At 60.6% G+C, this 19484-nt stretch carries 13 protein-coding genes; 6 read left to right on the top strand and 7 right to left on the bottom strand.

Annotation, left to right across the window (positions count from 1 at the left end):
• Positions 1-455: thiamine pyrophosphate-dependent enzyme (locus ACMO9O_RS09440; RefSeq protein ID WP_418983621.1), on the bottom strand; the 455-nt coding region annotated here is incomplete at its 3' end.
• A gap of 4 nt (positions 456-459) precedes the next feature.
• Positions 460-2304, bottom strand: coding sequence for a 2-oxoacid:acceptor oxidoreductase subunit alpha (locus tag ACMO9O_RS09435; protein ID WP_418983620.1), 1845 nt, complete (start codon positions 2302-2304; stop codon positions 460-462).
• Between the two features lie 609 nt (positions 2305-2913).
• Here ACMO9O_RS09435 and ACMO9O_RS09430 point away from each other — a divergent pair.
• A complete protein-coding gene (locus ACMO9O_RS09430) occupies positions 2914-4089 on the top strand; it encodes a hypothetical protein (RefSeq protein WP_418983619.1) in 1176 nt (391 codons plus the stop codon).
• A gap of 68 nt (positions 4090-4157) precedes the next feature.
• Here the strand turns inward: ACMO9O_RS09430 and ACMO9O_RS09425 are convergent, their stop codons facing one another.
• The 3 genes from ACMO9O_RS09425 to ACMO9O_RS09415 form a co-directional block, all read right to left on the bottom strand.
• The gene (locus ACMO9O_RS09425) at positions 4158-4952 is read right to left on the bottom strand and encodes a gluconate 5-dehydrogenase (protein ID WP_418983618.1); all 795 of its coding nucleotides are present in this window, start codon (positions 4950-4952) and stop codon (positions 4158-4160) included.
• Positions 4953-5241: 289 nt separating this feature from the next.
• On the bottom strand, positions 5242-6084 hold the full coding sequence (gene kduI / locus ACMO9O_RS09420) for a 5-dehydro-4-deoxy-D-glucuronate isomerase (protein ID WP_418983617.1): 843 nt from the start codon (positions 6082-6084) through the stop codon (positions 5242-5244).
• Between the two features lie 1004 nt (positions 6085-7088).
• Positions 7089-7760: an XRE family transcriptional regulator gene (locus tag ACMO9O_RS09415; RefSeq protein ID WP_418983616.1), complete on the bottom strand. Its 672-nt coding sequence runs from the start codon at positions 7758-7760 to the stop codon at positions 7089-7091.
• A 139-nt stretch (positions 7761-7899) separates the two neighbouring features.
• Here ACMO9O_RS09415 and ACMO9O_RS09410 point away from each other — a divergent pair, with 139 nt between their 5' ends.
• From ACMO9O_RS09410 to ACMO9O_RS09400, 3 genes are all read left to right on the top strand, one after another.
• Positions 7900-8187, top strand: coding sequence for a hypothetical protein (locus ACMO9O_RS09410; protein ID WP_418983615.1), 288 nt, complete (start codon positions 7900-7902; stop codon positions 8185-8187).
• A gap of 294 nt (positions 8188-8481) precedes the next feature.
• Positions 8482-9930 (top strand): phage terminase large subunit, encoded by a 1449-nt coding sequence (gene terL / locus ACMO9O_RS09405; RefSeq protein ID WP_418983614.1) that lies wholly within the window; start codon positions 8482-8484, stop codon positions 9928-9930.
• A gap of 396 nt (positions 9931-10326) precedes the next feature.
• A complete protein-coding gene (locus ACMO9O_RS09400; protein WP_418983613.1) occupies positions 10327-11421 on the top strand; it encodes an NAD(P)H-dependent flavin oxidoreductase in 1095 nt (364 codons plus the stop codon).
• Between the two features lie 172 nt (positions 11422-11593).
• Here the strand turns inward: ACMO9O_RS09400 and ACMO9O_RS09395 are convergent, their stop codons facing one another.
• Both ACMO9O_RS09395 and tsaD read right to left on the bottom strand, forming a co-directional pair.
• Positions 11594-12541, bottom strand: coding sequence for a BACON domain-containing protein (locus ACMO9O_RS09395; protein ID WP_418983612.1), 948 nt, complete (start codon positions 12539-12541; stop codon positions 11594-11596).
• A 14-nt stretch (positions 12542-12555) separates the two neighbouring features.
• Positions 12556-13578: a tRNA (adenosine(37)-N6)-threonylcarbamoyltransferase complex transferase subunit TsaD gene (gene tsaD / locus ACMO9O_RS09390; RefSeq protein WP_418983611.1), complete on the bottom strand. Its 1023-nt coding sequence runs from the start codon at positions 13576-13578 to the stop codon at positions 12556-12558.
• A gap of 128 nt (positions 13579-13706) precedes the next feature.
• Here tsaD and ACMO9O_RS09385 point away from each other — a divergent pair, with 128 nt between their 5' ends.
• Complete coding sequence (locus tag ACMO9O_RS09385) at positions 13707-18266, top strand: translocation/assembly module TamB domain-containing protein (protein WP_418983610.1); 4560 nt, start codon at positions 13707-13709, stop codon at positions 18264-18266.
• Positions 18267-18808: 542 nt separating this feature from the next.
• Complete coding sequence (locus ACMO9O_RS09380; RefSeq protein ID WP_418983609.1) at positions 18809-19483, top strand: MotA/TolQ/ExbB proton channel family protein; 675 nt, start codon at positions 18809-18811, stop codon at positions 19481-19483.
• The last annotated feature ends 1 nt before the right edge of the window (position 19484 follow it).

Below are 19484 nucleotides of genomic sequence, written 5' to 3'. Positions count from 1 at the left end.
GGCGAGGTCTTGGTGATCTTGCCCAGCTTGGAAGTGGGGGAGTACTGTCCTTTGGTCAGCCCGTATATCTCGTTGTTGAACAGGATGATGTTGATGTCGATGTTGCGCCGGACAGCGTGGATGAAATGGTTCCCTCCGATGGCCAGGGCGTCCCCGTCACCGGTGATTTCCCAGACGGTCAGCTTGGGGTTGGCCACCTTCACGCCCGTGGCGATGGCGGCGGCGCGTCCGTGTATCCCGTGGAACCCGTAGGTCTGCATGTAATACGGGAAACGGGACGAGCATCCGATGCCCGACACGAAGGTGAACTGCTCATGGTTGTAGTTGAGGGCCTCGGCCACTTCGGGGAGTGCCTTCTGTACCGAACTGAGGATGGCGTGGTCGCCGCATCCGGGACACCAGCGGACCTCCTGGTCGCTCTTGAAATCGGCGGGGGTATAGTTGTATTGTGCCATGATTTTACGCAAGTAAGGATTCGAACTTTTCTTTCAACTCGACCACCGTGAACGGAAGTCCCTCGCACTTGTTGTACTGCTCGTAGCGGAACTCCTGCAGCTGCGTGCGCAGGTAGTTGGCAAACTGCCCTTCGTTCAGCTCGCAGACCACGATCCGGCGGAAGCCGGCGAAGATCTCCCGCACGCCGCGCGGCAGCGGGTTGATGTAGTTGAAGTGACAAAGCGAGACGCGCTTGCCCTCGGCCTGCATCTGCTCGACGGCATTCTGGAGGTGACCCCGCGTGCCGCCCCAGCCGACGACCAGCAGGTCGCCCTCCCGGTCGCCGAACACGGTCTGCTCGGGAATGTCCTCGGCGATCAGGGCCACCTTGGCGGCGCGCGTCGAGACCATCTTCTGGTGGTTGGCCGGATCGTGCGAGATGCAGCCCTTCACGCTGTCCTTCTCCAGACCGCCCACGCGGTGCTCCAGCCCGGCCTTGCCGGGGAACGCCCAGCCGCGGGCGAGCTTCTCGTTGCGCACGTAGGGCATGAAGCCGCCCTCGGGCGCTTCGTTCACGATCGGAGGCGTGATTTGCGGATAGTCCTTCATCGACGGGATGCGCCACGGCTCCGAGCCGTTGGCGATGAAGCCGTCTGTGAGCAGGATCACGGGGGTCATGTGCTCCATGGCGATGCGTCCGGCCTCGAAGGCGTAGTGGAAGCAGTCGCTCGGCGACGAGGCGGCGACGACAGCCACCGGACATTCGCCGTTGCGGCCGTAGAGGGCCTGCTGGAGGTCGCTCTGCTCGGTCTTGGTCGGAAGACCCGTCGAGGGTCCGCCGCGCTGCACGTCGACCACCACGAGCGGCAGTTCGGTCATCACGGCCAGTCCCAGCGCCTCGCTCTTGAGCGACAGGCCGGGGCCGGAGGTGGTTGTCACGGCGAAATTGCCGGCGAAGGCCGCGCCGATGGCGGTGCAGATGCCGGCGATCTCGTCCTCGGCCTGTACGGTCTTCACGCCCAGGTCCTTGCGTTTGGCCAGCTCTTCGAGGATGACTGTGGCCGGGGTGATGGGGTAGGAGCCGCAGAAGAGCGGCAGGTTCGCCTTTTCGGCGGCGGCGCAAAGGCCCCATGCCGTGGCGACGTTGCCCGAGATGGAGCGGTAGGTTCCTTTCTCGAGCGAGGCCGACGGCACGCGGTAGTGGTTGGCGAACTGATGCGTGTTGGCGGCGTAGTTATAACCCGCCTCGATGACCAGCTTGTTGGCCTCGGCGATGGCGGGGTTCTTCTTGGCGAATTTCGATTCGAGGTAGCGCAGGGCGTGGTTCTCCGGGCGGTCGAAGAGCCAGAAGCAGATGCCCAGCGCGAACATGTTCTTGCACTTCACGGCCGACTTGTTGTCCAGCTCGGTCTGCATGAGTGCTTCGCGCGTCATGGCGGTGATGTTGGGGATGACCACGTTGTACTCGTCGAGCTTCAGCTCGGCGATGGGGTCCAGCGTTTCGAACCCGGCTCGCTTGAGGTGCTCTTCGGTGATCGAGTCGCCGTCGATGATGACGGTGGCTCCGGCCTTGAGCCACTTGCGGTTGGCCTTGAGCGCCGCGGGGTTCATTGCGACCAGCACGTCGCAGTAGTCGCCCGGGTTCAGCTCGCGGTGGTTGCCGAAGTGGACCTGAAAGCCCGATACGCCCGCGACGGTTCCCTGCGGGGCGCGAATCTCAGCGGGGTAGTCGGGGAAGGTCGAGATGCCGTTGCCCATCAGCGCCGAGGTGTCGGAGAAAAGCGTGCCCGTGAGCTGCATGCCGTCGCCCGAATCGCCCGAGAAGCGGATCACGACGTCCTGCAACTCCCGTACAGAAGTTTTTTCCATGGTAATGGATTGAGATTAGTGGTTTATGAAACGATAACACAAATATAGGAATTTATTGTTAGGTTGTTCACAATTATGAAGAAAATTAAACGAATCGTAATAACGAGATGGATTTACAATAATTAAGTCGTTACTGTGCACAACAATGGCGAGGAATTTGTAACGGTTTACATAAGAATAATTTTGCGCTGAAAATTGCTATTTATTTATTTTATTCGTATATTTGGGCGCTTAATGACGCAAATTCATATTTGCGTTGTTGTTTTGGCTTATTGATGTCCTGATAGCAGGCGTTAATAAAAAAATTTGCTGTTATGTGCTCGAGAGACGAAGCAATAGTATATGTCGCCGACCAAAAAAAAGGGACGAAAGCCGATTTTAAAAACAAGACCGGCGGTGATGATGATTTCCTATTCCGACAATTTTTGTCTTTAGGGTTCATCCGGCAGACTGCTTTCTCTCATTTGAACGACGACAATTCCATTCGTTGGGCAAGTACTAAATTGGCGGACACGAGAGCAAGGTTATACAGAAAAATTATATCGAGAAAGGAACCAAGGAGGTGGGGCGATACTATATGTTTTATTGCCGGTAAAAGCAGAATCTGAAATGGTCTCTCCAAAGTACTGTTACTATTGGATTCCTGTCACAACTCATACCAACCTTGAACTTATCCGGGAAAAGCCGATCAATTGCTATTTGCCAATTGATGAAATTGGCCATGTGGTGACCATTAATGTCATCCTTCGCGAAGAAAGAAAAAAATCTTCGTCGGTCGTTCGGTACGATTTACAGATTCATTCGCAAGTCAGATTGAAATCCGGTCAGTTGGGATCTGGTAGCGAGCAGTCATGCGATCTCTTTCTGGAAAATACGGATTATTCTCAAAATGGGATAATTGAATATCGTTTTAATGAAGGGGTCGGTGCCGAATATGAAACTATCGAAGTAGAGTTGGTCCGGAATATTTATCATCATGTAAAATCTTTTTTCCATAAGCACACTTTTCATCAGAAAAATACATCCTACCTGTTCGAGGCCCTGGTGTGCAAAAGAAGAATCGATATACATAAAAACGATAACAAGGTTCTTACGCATTTTCTTGCAGGGTACGAATTCCGTTTTGCCAGCATACATGACAATATGATGTTAATGTATCGTTTGGTGGAGGAGCACGAGCCTAATTCTTTTGATGATGACATAGCCAACCAATTGGATATAAGGAGGCAGTTGAATGAAGCATTTATGAATTTCTTCGGAGAAAAGATATATTATAACTGTTTGTTTTATTCTCAATACAATGCTTCATGCGTTCTTCGTACCGAGGCCCCCAATCCCGACAAAAAGTTGCATCGCATTGCTTTGAATATCCATAACTTGTTCGAAAAAATAGAGATGTTGCAAAGGCAGAATCTCTTTCTTTCGGAATATCAGGGTCTTATTCAAACACATAGTATGCTTAAAACGGCAAAAAAAGCATCGAATACGGCTTGGTGGATGGCCGTCATTTTTGGTGTGGTTTCTGTCATAAGCGGTATTATTACTTATCTACAATGGTATGATGACAAATTACCCCGTATTGAAGAGGAACTGTCGCGCCAGCAAATTAAAATTGAGGCTGTAACTTTGCATATTAAGGAAATCCAAGCTGACAGTCGAGCATTGAGAACGGTTCTTGACCGGATGATTTATATGGATTCGTTGAATTGGGCTCGGACCGGTATCATCCAGTCCCCATTTCAGGCACAAGAACAAATTTCTATTTCCGAAGAAATTTTTAAATAATAATCAGGTTCCATAAAAAATAATCCCCCGGAATATTTCCGGGGGATTATTTTCCAAAAAGGTTTTCACTACTGCGGCTGCTTGCCGATGTAGGCCAGGATGCCGCCGTCCACGTAAAGGATGTGGCCGTTGACGAAGTCCGAAGCGTCCGAAGCGAGGAACACGGCGGGACCCATCAGATCCTCGGGCGTGCCCCAGCGGGCGGCCGGCGTCTTGGCGACGATGAACGAGTCGAACGGATGGCGCGAACCGTCGGCCTGACGCTCGCGCAGCGGTGCGGTCTGCGGCGTTGCGATGTAGCCCGGGCCGATGCCGTTGCACTGGATGTTGTACTCGCCGTACTCCGAAGCGATGTTGCGCGTAAGCATCTTCAGACCGCCCTTCGCAGCGGCGTATGCCGATACGGTCTCGCGGCCCAGCTCCGACATCATCGAGCAGATGTTGATGATCTTGCCCTTGCCCTTCTTGATCATGGAGGGGATAACGGCCTTCGATACGATGAACGGACCGTTGAGGTCGATGTCGATCACCTGGCGGAACTCGGCGGCGGTCATTTCGACCATCGGGATGCGCTTGATGATACCGGCGTTGTTGACCAGAATGTCGATCACGCCGACCTCCTTTTCGATCCGGGCGACCATGGCGTTGACCTGCTCCTCGCTGGTCACGTCGCAGACGTAGCCGTGTGCCTCGATGCCCTCGGCCTTGTAGGCGGCCAGCCCCTTGTCGACAAGCTCCTGCTTGATGTCGTTGAAGACGATCTTGGCTCCCTGACGCGCGAATGCCGTGGCCAGTGCGAATCCGATGCCGTAAGAAGCTCCCGTTACGAGGGCTACCTTACCTTCCAAAGAAAAGTTTACCATTTTGAAATATTGGTTTTATAAGGTTTTTACTGTTCCCGGCCAAGTCCCCCGTTTCTGAAAAGGGATTCAGGGGATTGTCTGTGCCGGAATTTGCCGGACCGGTGTATGGCCGGCAGCAGAAATCCGTCTGCCGAATATCCGGGTTGCCGATCTGTGTCATCCCGGCAAGGTCCCCCTTTTCAAAGGGGGAATCAGGGGGATTTGTCTGTACCGGTTTTCGAAAACGCCGATCGAAGAAATAATCCATGCTTCTCAGATCGGTCCGAATACTCCGGAACAGTCGAAAGGACTACTTCAGATCGGTGATTTTCGAGAAATCCTGGTCGCCGTAGTCGAGGTTCTCGCCGCCCATACCCCAAATAAAGGTATAGTTATGCGTGGCGGCGGCGCTGTGGATCGACCACTCGGGCGAGAGCACGGCCTGGTCGTTCTGCATCCAGATGTGGCGCGTCTCGTCGACTTCGCCCATGAAGTGGCAGACGGCCTGGTCCTCGGGTACTTCGAAATAGAAGTAGGCCTCCATGCGGCGCGAGTGCACGTGCGCGGGCATCGTGTTCCAGACGCTGCCGGGCAGCAGCTCGGTCATGCCCATCTGCAGCTGGCAGGTCGGAAGCACCTGGTTGACCAGCATCTTGTTGATGTTGCGGTCGTTCGATCCCTCGAGCGAACCCATGTGAGCCACGACGGCGTCGGCCTTGGTGACCTTCTTGTCGGGGTAGCTGCGGTGCGCGGTGAGCGAATTGAAATAGAACTTGGCGGGGTTCTTCGCGTCCTTGCTCTCGAAATAAATCTCGCGGTCGCCCGAACCGAGGTAGAGTGCCTCCTTGTAGTCGAGTTCGTAGGTCTGATCGCCGGCCTTCACCACGCCGGGACCTCCGACGTTGTAGATGCCCATCTCGCGGCGGGTCAGGAAATAAGGGGCCTTCAGCGGGTCGATGGCCTCGAGCTTGAGGGACTCCTTGACGGGCATCGCGCCGCCTACGACCATGCGGTCGTACATCGAGTAGACCATGTTGACCTCATCGGCGGCGAAGACCTTCTCGATCAGGAAGTCGCGGCGCAGTCGGGCGGTGTCGTAATGTTTGGCATCCTCGGGGTGCGCAGCGTAACGGATTTCATAATTGGTTTTCATAGAAGATATTGGTTTTTAGTTTATTGTAGCGATTGCAGGTCGAATTGGGCGCACTTTCTGAAATTGGCTAACCAATCCTATCCTCGCAAAGGTACGAAAAAATACGGGGATTGTGAAAATTTTGCCCGGATAATTTTGAGCGATGCGACCGCCGACCCAGTTGGGGCAGAAGCGATTCGGCCGCCGGATGGCTGGAGTGCAGTTTGACGGGTGAATGGACCGGGTGATCGGAAAGTGTAGTCTTTTATGTTGCCGCAGATCTATGAATAAGAACGCAGCTTGCGGGCAGGGTGAAGAATCTTTGGTACGAAGTTCAGCTTTCATTTTGATTTGCGGCTCTTAGAGCCGTGCGGGCCGCAACTTCGATAGTCTGTTTTCGGCTGTGAAGCCGCGCGGGCCGCAGCCTTGCCCCGCGGAGGCTCGCCTATGGCGCGCCCCGCAGGCTGCGTCCTTATCCTTATCCGAGGCGCATAGCGCCGCACCAGTTCGTGCACTTCTGGAAACGGCGGGAATTGCGGTTGTCCGACGCCGAGCGCCCGGAACGGGTGTGCGATATGCGTTAGCTTTCGTGCCCGTTCCGCGAGGCGGAGGATAGACGCCCGCCGTTTTCTGCGTGCGCCTCTCTTTCGCCCATTCTCATAGGGAAAGGGCAAGAGATTTCGGCTCAAAGAGTAGGCGGGCCGCAGCCTCGCCCCGCGGAGGCCCGCCTATCGCGTCCCTCCGCAGGCTGCGCCCTTGCTCGTTTTTGCTCGATTTGGGGCCGATCAGGCCCCGGCAGCCCGCAGTCGCCGGGTGCGGAGGGCTGCATCTCTGCCTATGGCTTCGATGCCCTCCGCCGGCTGCGGACTGACAAACGAACCAAGAGACACTGCGCCCATAAACAGTTAACCTGCCATACCCCCTCCCTCGTGATCCGGGGCAGGTCAAAGAATCCGACCGAATTGGCCGAATAATAAATTGAATGAAACGAAAAAGAACTTTATATTTATTGCCAATTTTCCCGCTTACCGGATCGAATTCATCCGGATGCTGGCCTTGACCAGCGCGATGGCGCGGATGCGGGCGGTTTCGACCTCCTTGTCGGCGTGGTGGGGGTTCTGGCTGACGAGCTTGACGAAGCCCGCGCGCTCGGACTTCTGAATGTATTTGACCGTCACGTACTCCTCGCCGTCGATGTCGATCGAGAGCAGGTACATGTCCCCCCAGAAAATATCGTTCAGATCGCGCAGCTGCTTGTACAGCACGATGTCGCCGCTTTTGAGCAGCGGGTACATCGAATCCCCCACAATGTAGATCGCCCCGTCGCACTTGGGCAGGTTCGGAATGTGGATGAAGTTTACGGGTTTGGTGCGCGTCTGCTCGGTGAAGAGCGGAACCAGCCCCGCCGTGCCCTCGATCGAGTAGAGCGGCACGCTCTGCAGCGGCAGCGAGTTGTCCGTACGGTGCATGTAAGCCGTCAGATCGGGTTCGGCGTTGAACATCGCGCCGCGTCCCGATTCGAGCCACTCGGGGTTGACGTTCAATTCCTGAACCAGTATGTTGCGGTTGCGGGCCGACAACCCCGCCCGGCCCGTTTCGATCATCGACAAGGCCGCCTTGCCGATGCCAAGTCGCTGTGCCAATTGCTCTTGTGTCATTCCGAGCTGCTTGCGTATCAGTTTTACCCGTTCGTTCATAGCCTTTTATCGGAAAATTTGATAATAAATAATTGTACTTATCGGATTTAAATTCAATAATTGAATATATCTTTGTGCTACAAAGTTAAACAATTTAAATTTTATTTGCAAATATTTTGCAGAAACGAACTTTATTTCAATGATGTATTCGGTTTCACCTGAACTTTACCGGGAGGCGGCGGCGCGTTTGGCGGAGGCTGTCGGCGGTTCCAACTACTTTTCGGGCACGGTCCGCTTCCCGTTCGGCGATACGGAGTGCCGGCTCACCGGCTCGGTGATCGTCTACCGGAAGCGCGAATCGCTGCCCGAGGGCGATGGCGAACGGATCGCTGACCTCGTGCCTGTCTGGTGGGAGTTTCATACGTCCATTGAGGGCAGGGAGGTGCTCAACGACTTCTCATTCAGTCAGTTAAGAGCCTGCCTTTAAGGAGGACGCACCTGCTGGGGCGGCATGCTCGTTCAGGCCAGCACGTGCACTCGGACGCCTGTTCGCTCCTCAGTTCTCCTGCTCCTTGGTTCGGACGCCTCTCTCAGGGTCCGCATCCGCTTATCGGACCGTCCGCTTTCCGCACCGCATCCTCTACCGCCGGAACGGCTCCGCTTCAGACCGCATGTATTAGGTTCCGCACTCCCTTCCCGGCCCGGCGCGGCCCCCGGAACCTCTCTTTATGTCGAACCTCCCCGCCGCGGCGCCGCGCATCGGGTTCAAAAAGCAAACCGTATGGTTGCACCAACCGAATCCACCCCGGCGGAGCGTTCCGCCGGGGAACTTTTATCCTTAGACCGCTTCGCCGCGGAGGTCTATCCCTTTCTCGAACTGGAACCCTTTCACCGCGCCTACTACCGGGTGCTGGAGGCGTTCGCCCGGAGGCGCGTGCGGCGGCTGATGGTCACCATGCCGCCCCAGCACGGCAAGAGCGTCGGGGCCACCACGCTGCTGCCGGCCTATGTTTTGGGGCTTGATCCCGACTGCCGCGTGGCGATCGCCTCCTACTCGGGAGCGCTGGCGTCGAAGTTCAACCGCCGCGTGCAGCGCATCCTCGAATCGCGCGAGTACGGGGCGCTCTTTCCGGCCACCACCATCAAGCAGGGAACCAAGCCCCCGAGCTATATCCGCACGGCCGACGAGGCGGAGATCATCGGCCGCCGCGGCGGGCTGTTGTCGGTGGGCCGCGAGGGGTCGCTCACGGGCAACCGCGTCGACTGCTTCATTCTGGACGACCTCTACAAGGACGCCATCGAGGCCAATTCGCCCGTCATCCGGGCCAACTGCTGGGAGTGGTACACCTCGGTGGTTCGCACGCGCATGCACAACGCCTCGCGCGAGCTGATCGTCTTCACCCGCTGGCACGAGGAGGACCTGATCGGCACGCTCGCGGCCCGCGAGCCGGTCGTGGAGCTGACCGCCTGGGCGCAGCTCGACACGCTGCCCGAGGGGGCGTGGCTGCACATGAATTTCGAGGCGGTCAAATCCTCGCCGCCCACGCAGATCGACCCGCGCCTGCCGGGCGAGGCGCTGTGGGAGGCGCAGCACGGCGTGGCGCTGCTGGCGGCCAAGCGGCGGCTGGACCCCGTGCAGTTCGAAGCGATGTACCAGGGGCATCCCTCCTCGCGCGAAGGGCAGCTCTACGGTACGGCGTTCGGCGAGTACGATGCGCTGCCGCGCGAGATCGTACGGCGCGCCAACTACACTGACACGGCCGATACGGGCGACGACTACCTCTGCTCGATCTGCTATGCGGTCGACGCCGACGGGACGATCTACGTCACCGATGCGGTCTACTCGCGCGAGCCGATGGAGGCGACCGAGCCGCTGGTGGCCGCGATGCTCCTCCGTTCGGCCACGCGGCAGGCCGCCGTCGAAAGCAACAACGGCGGACGCGGTTTCGCCCGGGCCGTGCAGGCGCGCTGTCCCGGGGTGCGCGTCGAGTGGTTCCACCAGAGCGGCAACAAGGAGGCCCGCATCCTCTCCAATGCCGCCACGGCGCTACATCTGATCCGCTTCCCGCGCGGCTGGAGCGTGCGCTGGCCCGAACTGTACGCCCATCTGACGACCTACCGCCGCCGCTTTGGGGCCAACCGCTGGCACGATGCGGCCGACGTGGTGACGGGGATCGTCGAGCGCGAAGCCGTCGGCCGGGGGCGGCTGCGCGGTGTGCGGTTTTTGTAGGGCATGCGATTCGGCGGGTAGGGTAGGCGCACAGGCTGGGGGCGTTCGGCGACGGTGGGACTTACAGGCAGGGGCGGACGATTGAGTGGCCTTTCAGAAGGAACGGCTGCCACTGGCGGCCCGCTTGCGGACCGTGAATCGGCGGTCGGAGCGGACTGTGTCGCAGACCCTCGGGTGGTTGCCGCTTGGCTGCCGGACCGTTGCAAACCGTGAATCGGCGGTCGGAGCGGGCGGTGTTTGCGGATCGTCGATTCGCTGCCGTTTGGCTGGCGGACCGTTTTGCGGAACCCGCTTTCGGTGTGTGCTATGTGAAGTCTACGTTAAATCTGACCCGCCGGAGAGCCGTTCGGTCCGCATTTTCGTACCTTTAGCCCGACACTAATCCGTTTCCACACTATGAAAGCATTGAAAATCGGCAATCTCTGCGCCCCCGTCCCCATCGTTCAGGGCGGCATGGGCGTCGGCATATCCCTCTCCGGACTGGCTTCGGCCGTAGCCCACGAAGGCGGCATCGGCGTGATCTCGTCGGCGGGCCTCGGGGCGATCTACAACAACTACTCGAAAGACTACCGCGAGGCTTCGGTCTGGGGGCTCAAACAGGAGCTGCGCAAGGCGCGCGAAGCCACGCGCGGCATTATCGGCGTGAATGTCATGGTGGCCATGTCCAACTTCGCCGACATGGTCCGCACGGCCATCGCCGAGAAGGCCGACATCATCTTCTCGGGTGCCGGACTGCCGCTCAACCTCCCCTCGTTCCTCCCCGAGGGGGCCAAAACCAAGCTGGCCCCCATCGTCTCGTCGGCACGCGCCGCCGGACTGCTCTGCCGCAAGTGGTGGGCCGAGTACAAATACGTTCCCGACGCCATTGTGGTCGAGGGGCCCAAGGCGGGCGGCCATTTGGGTTACAAGAACGAGCAGATCGCCGACGCGCACTACTCGCTGGAGGCGCTCGTGCCTGAGATCGTCGCCGAGGTGCGGTCGTTCGAGGCCGAGCACGACTGCCGCATCCCGGTCATCGCCGCGGGCGGCATCTACACGGGCGAGGACATCTACCGCATCATGGAGCTGGGGGCCGACGGCGTGCAGATGGGCACGCGCTTCGTCACCACCGACGAGTGCGACGCCGATCCGGCTTTCAAGCAGAGCTATCTGGACGCCACCGAGGCCGACATCCAGATCATCCAAAGCCCCGTCGGCATGCCGGGCCGGGCCATCCGCAACTCGTTCCTCGACCGGGTGAAGGAGGGGTTGAAACGACCGAAGGCGTGCCCGTTCGACTGCATCAAGACGTGCGACGTGACCCACAGCCCCTACTGCATCATGCTGGCGCTCTACAACGCGTTCAAGGGCAAGCTGCAGAACGGATACGCCTTCTGCGGCGCCAACGCCTGGCGTGCGCAGAAGATTCAGTCGGTGCGCGAACTGATGTCGTCGCTGCGGAACGAGTACGACAGTTTCTCGCTCCGCGCCAAACTTTTCGGTACGAAATAAGCGACGAACCCCGGCAGGCTCCGCCCCGAACAGTCGAGTAGACGGTAAACCGGCAGGCCCGACCCGAGCAGTAGGCCGGTAACCCTGCAGGCTGCTCTCCCGAAACGGACCCGCTAAAAATAGACCTCCCGGCCCTCGAAAGGCCGGGAGGTCTCGTTTTTTGGGAGGCCCGCTATTTTGCGTCTGAATAGGTCAGCACGAGCCGTGCCGCCTGCGCATTCTTCGAGTTGATTACCTCGAGGCGGTAGCGGGTATTGGCGGCGGGCGTTACGAGCGTGAAGACCGAGGAGCCGTCGTCGGCGTATTCGAGCGTGTGGTTCACCATCGTATCTTCGGTGTCGGTCATCTCCAGCACGAGGTCGCCGTTGGCGCTCGTGGTCGGGGTGTAGACCACCTTGCTCAGCGCTTTGCCCGCGATGGCCGGGAACTCGACATAAGCCCCCTCTTTGCTGAAGTAAAGCCCCTTGTTCGGCTCGGGAATCGAGGGGGAGTACTGCGAGTTGTCCACCCAGAAGTACTTGCCGTTCACCGATCCGTCGGCATGGATGGCGAACGTGTGGCCCTCCATCTCATACTCCTTGCGGCCGTTGAGCGCCTCGGCGGACGAACCCGGCAGTTCGGGTTCCGACAGCTTGGGACCCACCGCGAAGTCGAGGTCGATCGTGTAGTCGCCCGGACCGGGCGCTGCGGGGTCTTTCTGCACGACGAATACGGTCCGGGTCTGCGTTGCACCCTCCGCATCGCGGGCCGTGAAGGTCACTTCGGCCCGGCCGCCGCCTTTTACGGGTGCGGGGATGGTGACCGCGACGGTTCCGCTGCCCGTACCCGACGCAGCGGAAAGCCGCACCCAGTCGGCATCCTGCCCCGCGGCTGCCTGCCACGTGCCGTTGGTCTCGACGCTGAAGGCGGTCGCCTCCTCCGCCGTGCCGTCGCCGTTGAAGGTCAGCGTTTCGGGCGAGACGCGCAGGTAGAGGGCGTCGGGCGTCGCGCCTCCGCCGTTGTTTCCGCCCCCGTTCGCGGGCGTGTCGCCGTTATCGTCGCTGCCACTGCATGCAGCGAAAACGGTCGTTGCGAGCAGCAGCGCACCGCATGCCGCCCGCCGAAAAATCTCCTTTTTCATCCTATCGTTTTGGTTTATAACTCTTCCAGTCGTGCCACGGGCGATACGTCGAGCGCCGAGAAGGCGCCCTGCTGATAGCGGTAGTAACCCGCCATGGCGATCATCGCGGCGTTGTCGGTCGTGAACTTGAACTCCGGCAGGAACGTCCGCCACCCGCGCCTGCGACCTTCGGCCACGATACCGTCGCGCAGCCCCGAATTGGCCGACACGCCCCCCGCGATGGCGATGTCGCGGATGCCCGTCTCCTTCGAGGCGCGCACCAGCTTGTCCAGCAGGATGTTCACGATGGTTGCCTGCAGCGAGGCGCACAGGTCGGCCTTGTGCCGCTCGATGAAGCCGGGGTCCTCGGCCACGGCATCGCGCAGCGTGTAGAGAAACGAGGTCTTAAGCCCCGAGAACGAGTAGTCGTACCCCTCGACGCGGGGCCGTGCGAAGCGGAACGCCTCCGCGTCGCCCTCCTTGGCCAGCCGGTCGATCACCGGGCCGCCGGGGTAGGGCAGTCCCATCACTTTGGCGCACTTGTCGAATGCCTCGCCCGCCGCGTCGTCGATCGTCGTGCCGATGATCTCCATCTCCAGCGGCGAATCGACCCGCACGATCTGCGTATGGCCGCCGCTGACCAACAGACACAGGAACGGGAACGCGGGGTGGGTCAACTCGCGCTCTTTCAGGTCGATGAAGTGCGAGAGGATATGCCCGTGCAGGTGGTTGACCTCCACCATCGGGATGTTGCGGGCGAGCGAAAGCCCCTTGGCGAACGAGACGCCCACCAGCAGTGACCCGACCAGTCCCGGGCCGCGCGTGAAGGCGATGGCGTCCACCTCGTCGGCGGCGATTCCCGCCTCGCGCAGCGCCGTGTCGACCACCGGGATGATGTTCTGCTGATGGGCGCGCGAAGCCAGTTCGGGGATCACCCCGCCGTACTTGACGTGCACGGCCTGCGAGGCGATGACGTTCGAGAGGAGCGTGGTGTTGCGCAGCACGGCCGCCGAGGTGTCGTCGCAGGAAGATTCGATGCCTAAGATGGTGATGTCCATGGGATGCTATATTCGGTTTTCATTGCCGCCTCCGTCGGCCCGTAACGGCTCCCGGAGGAGATTTTTCATGTTTTTTGTAGGGTAGTTCCCCTAAAAAAATTAACTTTGCAGGTTATAACGGGGTCCCGATGCGCAAAGGTATAAAAATATTGCGAAAGGTGTTCACGGCGGCGGTATTGTTGTTCGTCGTCCTGCCGCTGACGCTGGCGCTGCTGCTCCACATTCCCGCCGTGCAGAACTTCGTGGTGCGCAAGGCCGTGCGCGCCCTCTCCTACAAGCTCGAAACCACGGTCGACATCGGCCGCGTGGACGTGGGCCTGTTGGGCAAAGTGCGCGTGTCGGGCCTTTACGTGGAGGATTACCAACAGGATACGCTGCTCTATGTGGGCCGGCTCGACGCGTTCGTCACGGGGCTGGGCCTCTTCGGTGGCGGGGTGAGCCTGAGCCGCGGCGAGATCGCCGACGCCAAACTCTACCTGCGCGAGACGCCCGAGGGGGTGATGAACATCAAGCAGCTCATCGACCGCCTGTCCGACCCCGACAAACCCAAGAAAGGCAACTTCCGTCTTTCGCTGTCGAACGCCTCGATCCACGACATGGACTTCTGCCTGGAGCGGCTCAAGCGGCGCGACCCGCCCTTCGGCATCGACTTCGGCCACATGCACCTCTACGGACTGGAGGCGCGGATCGACCAGCTCGAAATCGACGGACAGGCCATCGCGGTCGACATTGCGACCCTGAGCGCCCGCGAGCGCAGCGGCTTCGTGCTGGACCACCTCTCCGGCCGCTTCTTCCTGGCCAATGGCTGCATCGGCTTCGAGCAGGCGACCCTGGCCACGGAGCACTCCTACCTCTCGATCCCCTCCATCTCGCTGGCGGGCGGCTCGTGGGCCGACTACAAGGAGTTCATTGGCGAGGTGCGCATCGAGGCGACGATCCGCAACTCGCAGCTTGCGACCGACGACGCGGCCTACTTCGCGCCCCGCCTGCGCGACTGGCATACGACCCTGAGCCGGATCGACCTGGAGGTCTCGGGCGAGGTCGAAGATCTGAAAGGGAAAATCAACAGCCTGCGCGTCGGACGCGATACCTACCTCACGGCCGATCTGGCGGTGGAGGGGCTGCCCGACGTGCGCAGCGCCCGCTTCGACCTGAACGTTCCGCGCCTGAGCACTACGGCCTCGGCCGCCGATTCGCTCGCCCGCAGCATCGCCCGCAAGCCGCTGCCCGCGAAGACCGTCGAGATGCTCTCGCACGCCGGACGGATGGACCTCTCGGCCCGCTTCCGGGGCAGCCTCTCGGCATTCGACGTCGATCTGGGTGCGGAGACGGGTGTCGGCACGCTCGCGTGCAACGTGGAGCTTAAGCCGCTGCGCAAGGGATTCAGCAGCGTGCGCGGTGCGGTTTCGACCCGCAGCCTCAAGCTGGGCGAACTGCTGGGGCGCAGCGACCTGTTGGGCGACGCCACCCTCGCGGCCCGCATCAACGGAGTGGTGGGGCGCGGCTATGCCGACGCGAAGGTGGTCGGCAGCGTCTCGCGGCTGGGTTTCAACGGCTACGTCTACGACTCGCTGCGGCTCGACGGCCGCCTGCGCAACAAGGAGTTCGACGGGCTGATCACGGCCCGCGACCCCAACCTCGACTTCGACTTCTCGGGATTGGTCGACTTCAACGACACGGTTCCCCGCTACGACTTCACGCTGGCGCTGCACCACGCCGATCTGACCCGTCTGCACATCAACCGCCGCGACACGCTCTCGCAGCTCTCCGCCCGTCTGTCGGCCAACGGCAGCGGCCGCTCGCTCGACGACATGAACGGCCGCATCCGGGTGACGAACGTCCGCTACCGCTACAACGACAAGGAGCTGGAGGCCGACAGCCTCACCGTGCGTGGCGTGAACTCCGCGCGGAGCAAGTACCTCGAGCTGCGCTCCGACTTCGCCGACGCCACCTTCCGCAGCAAAACCAGCTACCGCGAGGTGTTCGAATACCTGCGGCAGAGCGCCTGGAAATACCTCCCGATGCTCGACCGCAGGGGGCGCGCCGAGTCCGCGCGGCAGGGGGGACCCTCCGCGGCCGACGACTACTCGCTGCTCTCGGTCGACATCCGCCGTTTCAACCCCGTCGCCGACGCGGTGGCCCCTGGGCTGCAGATCGCCGACGGCTCGCTGCTGCGGCTGCTGTTCAACCCCGCGAGCAACAAACTCTCGTTCCGGGCCTCGTCCGAATACGTCGAGCGGCGGCGTCTGCTGGCCACGCGCCTCAATATCAACGCTTCGAATCAGGGCGACTCGCTGGCGGTCTACGCCTCGGCCGAGGACCTTTACGCCGGAGCGCTCCACCTGCCGCACCTTTCGCTCACCGGAGGGGCGAAACAGGGGTTGGTGCAGCTGTCGGCGGGCTTCAACGACACGCTGCGCAAGGCTTCGGGTCTGCTCGGCCTGCGCGCCGGGATTGCCAGGGAGGACGGTCCCAACGGCCGGGTGCTCGACGTGCACATCCTCCCCTCGCACATCACGCGCGGCGACAAGACGTGGCGCATCTTCGCGCGGCGTATCCAGATCGACACGGCGCAGGTGGTCATCGACCGGTTCTACGTGATGAACAGCGGGCAGGAGCTGCTGCTCGACGGCATCGCCTCGCGCAGCCCCGAGGATTCGCTGACGCTCCGTCTGCGCAACTTCGACCTGGCCCCCTTCTCGCAGGTGGCCGACCGCATCGGTTACGGCATCGAGGGGCGCACCAGCGGCGAGGCGACCATGCGCGCGGTGCTGGGCAGCGGCGAGATCGCGGCCGACATTCTGATCGACAGCCTCTCGGTGAACGGCGTCGGGGGACCGCCGCTGCAGCTCACCTCGCGGTGGGACCCGGCACGCAACCGGGCCGGGGTGATCGTGGCGAACCGGGCCAAACGCGACACGCTTATCCGGGGCTTCTATGCGCCCCGCGACAAACGCTACTACGCCCGGCTGTCCGTCGACAGCCTCGACATGAGCCTGCTCGATCCCGTGCTTTCGGGCGTCATCTCCTCCACGCAGGGCCTCGCCTCGGCCGATCTGACGCTCCGCGGCCAGCGCCGCGACGCCGACCTCTCGGGGCGCATCCGCGTGCAGGGACTTCGCACGAAGGTCGACTTTACGCAGGTGACCTATTCGATGCCCGAAGCCGTGCTCGACGTGAAGGGCAATCGCTTCCGGGCGAAGAACGTGCCGATCTTCGACACGGAGGGCAACCGCGGCCGTTTCGACTTCGACATGAGCCTCCAGCACCTTTCGAACATCACTTACGACGTGCGGGTGGCCCCCGAGGGGATGCTCGTGCTGAACACCACCGAGCAGGACAACGACGCCTTCTACGGCAAGGTCTTCGCCACGGGCACGGCCCGCATCGCGGGCGGCAAGGGCAGCGTGGAGATGGACATCGCGGCCACTACGGACGACAACTCCTCGTTCTTCATGCCCCTGTCAAGCAAGTCGAACATTTCAAACGCCGACTTCGTGATCTTCGAGAAGCCGAAGACGGCTGATTCGGTGGACAACCTCACGCTGAAGAAACAGGCGTTCGAACGCCGCCGCAAGGAGCGGTCGACCACCGGCAGCCGGATGAATATCTCGCTGGCGCTCAACGTACAGCCGAACGTCGACGTGGAGCTGACCGTCTCGGGCAACACCATCCGCGCACGGGGCGAGGGGGCGCTGAACATGCAGATCAACCCCCGTTCGAACGTCTTCGAGATCTACGGCGACTACACCATCAGCGACGGCAGCTTCCTCTTCTCGCTGCAGAACATCCTCACCCGCAAATTCATCATCGAACCGGGGTCGACGATCCAGTGGACCGGCTCGCCGGTGAACGCGCTGCTCAACATCGACGCCGTTTATAAGGTCAAGGCCTCGCTGCAACCTCTCCTGCAAGGCACTTCCGACCGTCTGGCCGCCGACCGCTCGGTTCCCGTCGAGTGCGTCATCCACCTCGGCGACCGGCTGACGGACCCGGCGGTGACGTTCGACGTGCGCGTGCCCGCCTCCGACCCCGAGACGCAGACCATCATCGCCAATGCGCTCAATACGCCCGAGACGGTCGACATGCAGTTCCTCTACCTGCTGCTCTTCAAGAGCTTCATGGCCGAGAACAGCGCCGCGTCGCAGAATATCGGAGCGTCGGTCTCCTACAACACGGGGCTGGAGTTCCTGGCCAACCAGCTGAGCAGCTGGCTCTCGGCCGACGACTACAACATCGTCATCCGCTACCGGCCCAAGTCGGACATTACCAGCGACGAGGTCGATTTCGGCCTGTCGAAGAGCCTGATCAACAACCGCCTGTTCGTCGAGGTGGAGGGCAACTACCTGATCGACAACAAGCAGGCGGTGAACAGCTCGATGTCCAACTTCATGGGCGAGGCCTACATAACCTACCTGATCGACCGGGCGGGAACGCTCAAGCTGAAAGCTTTCACGCAGACCATCGACCGCTTCGACGAGAACCAGGGTATGCAGGAGACCGGCATCGGCATCTACTTCAAGGAGGATTTCAACAACTTCCGCGACCTGCGGCGGCGGATCAAGGAGCGGTTTACGAACAAGAAACGTCAGGCGCGCCGGGCGGCGCGGAAAGCGGCCGCCGCGGAGGCGGCCGAAGCGAAGGGGGAGATTCCTCCGGCGGAAGAGGCGACGGATAGCAGTCGTTGAGAGGATTGTGAATTGGCCGGAAGACCGCGGCCGGGCGGAGACGACTGCGATTGAGCGGCTTGTTTTGAGCGGATGCGTTTCTCCTGTCTCGGACCCAGCCCTCGGAGGCGACGGCGATTGAGCGGCTTGTTTTGAGCGGATGTTTCTCCTGTCTCGGGTGCAGCCTGCGGAGGAGCGCCAAAGGCGGGCCTCCGCGGGGCGAGGCTGCGGCCCGCCGGCCTGACGGCCGAAAACAAGACAGCCGAATTGCTGCCCCGCATGGATCGGGAGCCGTCAACGAGCGGGTTTGGCGGAAGAATATATTCCGCCGGCAGACCGGATCGTGCGCTATCTCCCTCCTTTAGGAAAGAAGGTATGGGAAGGACGCAAGGGAAGGCGGCTCGCTAATGCAATGGCCCGTGGTTGCGTTGCGACAAGTCCCCTCCGAGGAGGGGATTTAGGGGAGGGTCAGACTTGCAGACGCGGCCAACGGCCGCGGGCAGATAACGGTGATAAGAAACGAAACAGGCGAACAAACAACAAATTTAAATAAACGTTAGAACATGACAACACTCCTTCAGGCCACCGCCGAGGTGGCCCTCAGTGAAGAAACCCGCATGGGATTGTGGACGCTTTTTACCAAGGGCGGCTGGCTGATGTGGCCGCTGCTGGCGCTGGGCGGCGTGACGATTTTCATCTTCGTCGAACGCTTCATGGCCATCCGCAAGGCCTCGGTGCTGGACATGAACTTCATGAACCGCATCCGCGACTACATCTCCGACGGAAAGATCGCCGTTGCGGTGAACCTCTGCAAGAAGACCGACACGCCCATCGCCCGCATGATCGAGAAGGGCATCGAGCGCATCGGCCGCCCGATGAGCGACGTGCAGACCGCCATCGAGAACGTTGCCAACCTCGAAGTGTCGAAACTCGAGAACAACCTGCCGTTCCTGGCTACGATCGCCGGCGGAGCGCCGATGATCGGCTTCCTGGGTACGGTGCTGGGCATGGTGCAGACCTTCATGGACATGTCCGCCGCAGGCGGCACGGTCGATCTGGGCCTACTCTCGAGCGGCATGTACGTGGCGATGGTGACCACCGTGATGGGACTTATCGTCGGCATCCCGGCCTACTTCGGCTACAACTACCTGGTGGCGCGCATCGAGAAGCTGGTCTTCCAGATGGAGGCCAACTCGATCGCCTTCATGGACATTCTCAACCAACCCGTACAAAAATAGG

It is taken from the genome of Alistipes sp. (genome assembly GCF_048465635.1).
GTDB lineage: Bacteria > Bacteroidota > Bacteroidia > Bacteroidales > Rikenellaceae > Alistipes.
The sequence above is the reverse complement of the archived record's forward strand: the minus strand, read 5'-3'. Positions and strand labels throughout refer to the sequence as shown.